The 1,798-nt window shown below is 66.7% G+C and carries 3 protein-coding genes; all 3 read right to left on the minus strand.

What is annotated here, in order from left to right; genetic code table 11:
- Positions 1–520, minus strand: a 520-nt coding sequence (locus AC1DHD_RS16080; RefSeq protein WP_476880665.1) for an aldo/keto reductase, incomplete at its 3' end; no start/stop codon positions are given.
- A 95-nt stretch (positions 521–615) separates the two neighbouring features.
- A complete protein-coding gene (locus AC1DHD_RS16085; RefSeq protein WP_476880666.1) occupies positions 616–1,071 on the minus strand; it encodes a hypothetical protein in 456 nt (151 codons plus the stop codon).
- A gap of 7 nt (positions 1,072–1,078) precedes the next feature.
- Positions 1,079–1,717, minus strand: a complete 639-nt coding sequence (locus AC1DHD_RS16090; RefSeq protein ID WP_476880667.1) for a bacterial proteasome activator family protein — start codon at positions 1,715–1,717, stop codon at positions 1,079–1,081.
- Positions 1,718–1,798: the final 81 nt, after the last annotated feature.

Here is a 1,798-nt window from a genome sequence, read left to right on the forward strand (position 1 = left end):
GCTCGGCCTGGTTGAAGAACGGGTGCAGTTCGATCTGGTTGATCGCCGGCACAACGCCGGTCTCGTCGATCAGGCGCTGCAGCCCTTCCTTGGTGAAGTTCGAGACGCCGATGGTCTTCACCCGTCCCTGCTTCTGGAGCTCAATGAGCGCCTTCCAGGTGTCCACGTACTTGTCCTGCTTGGGCTGCATCCAGTGGATCAGGTACAGGTCCAGGGTTTCGAGGCCCAGGCGCTCCATGGACTTTTCGAACGCTGCGAGGGTCGACTCGTAGCCCTGGTCGGCGTTCCACAGCTTGGTGGTGATGAACATTTCCTCCGGCTTGAGGCCCGAGCGCTTGATGGAGCGGCCCACACCGTCTTCATTTCCGTAGATCTTGGCGGTGTCGATGTGCCGGAAACCGGCCTCGAACGCCTGGACAACCACCTTTTCGGCGACGTCGTCCTCAACCTGCCACACCCCGTAGCCCAGCTGCGGGATCGTGTTGCCGTCATTGAATGTCAGTTCCGGTGAAGAAGTCATTGGACCATCCTGCCAACCTGCAGGCTGTCAGACCAGTGATTCGGGACTACTAAGCTAGGCGCTTAACGCGGAATAACGCCGCCGGCCGCCGGGAGTCAGCCGTTTCCCCCCGCTTCCGCGAGCCTTCGTTCGGCGTCGTCAATGTGTTCCACCACCGATTCCGCCCGACGGCGGACCGATGCCGCGCCCACGGGCACCGGTCCGACGGCGAGGCGAAGCATCGCGGCTGCTTCCGCCGTCATGGCAAGCGAGTTGCCCGCCGTCGACAGTGAGCGGTGGACGCCGGCGAGGGCACCGGGGATGTCCAGGCCATCACTTGGCGACCGGCGCTGCGCTTCCACGCAGATCTGCCGCACCCGGACGGCCAAAGCCGAGAGCTCGTTGGCGATCTCCACCAGCTCCGCGTAGAGGGCCTCGTCCTCGACCCCCTCAAGGACCTGGTGGTAGCGGTCCAGTCCTCGGACAAACCGGTCGTGGGCGCGGCGCCACAGCCCCTTGCCGAGTTCGGCGTCGTCCCTGCGGCCCTGCCGTGCGGCGCTGAAGAATCCCAACGGTGTCCTAGAGGTACTGGCCCGGACCGTGGTCCGGGTCTACGGGTTTGGCGGGCTGGGAGGGATCGGCCCCGGGCTGCGGCTCGGCGGCGCGCTGTGGCTCGCCGTTTTCCCCGATGATCACTCCGGGAGCGATCATGGTTCCCGGCGGCAGCTGGCGGAGCTGCAGCTGGGCCGCCGCGTGCTCGCGGGCGGCGTGCTGGGCCGCGATGGCCGTCTGGATGCCATGGAACAGGCCCTCGAGCCAGCCGACCAGCTGGGCCTGGGCGATCCGTAGCTCTGCGTCGGACGGGGTTCCGTCCGCGGGAAACGGCAGATGGATCCGTTCCAGTTCCTGCACCAGCTCCGGCGCCAGGCCGTCTTCGAGTTCCTTGATGGAGCGTTCGTGGATTTCCGCGAGGCGGACCCGGGCGGCGTCGTCCAGCGGTGCGGATTTCACTTCGTCCAGCAGCTGTTTCATCATGGTGCCGATCCGCATCACCTTGGCAGGCTGATCCACCAGGTCCTGCAAATGGCTCGCCCGGCTGCGCGGGTCCTGCCGGCCCTGCCCGCTCCCGGCCGGCGCTGCGTCCTGGACCGCAGCGGACGAGGTGACGCCCTCCATCGCGGTTTCATCGGCCGAGTGAGTGTCGATCGGATCGCTCATGGCTTCATACTCTCACGCGCGGCAACGGGGCGCGGGCGTGCATGACTTCCCGTGGCCGCCGGCGCCGGAACAGCGGAAGGC

It is taken from the genome of Arthrobacter sp. 05L45_2 (assembly GCF_056397525.1).

Excerpts from the sequence above, each read along its gene's own strand:
- AC1DHD_RS16090 (WP_476880667.1), bottom strand. The coding sequence starts at position 1,717 with ATGAGCGATCCGATCGACACTCACTCGGCCGATGAAACCGCGATGGAG.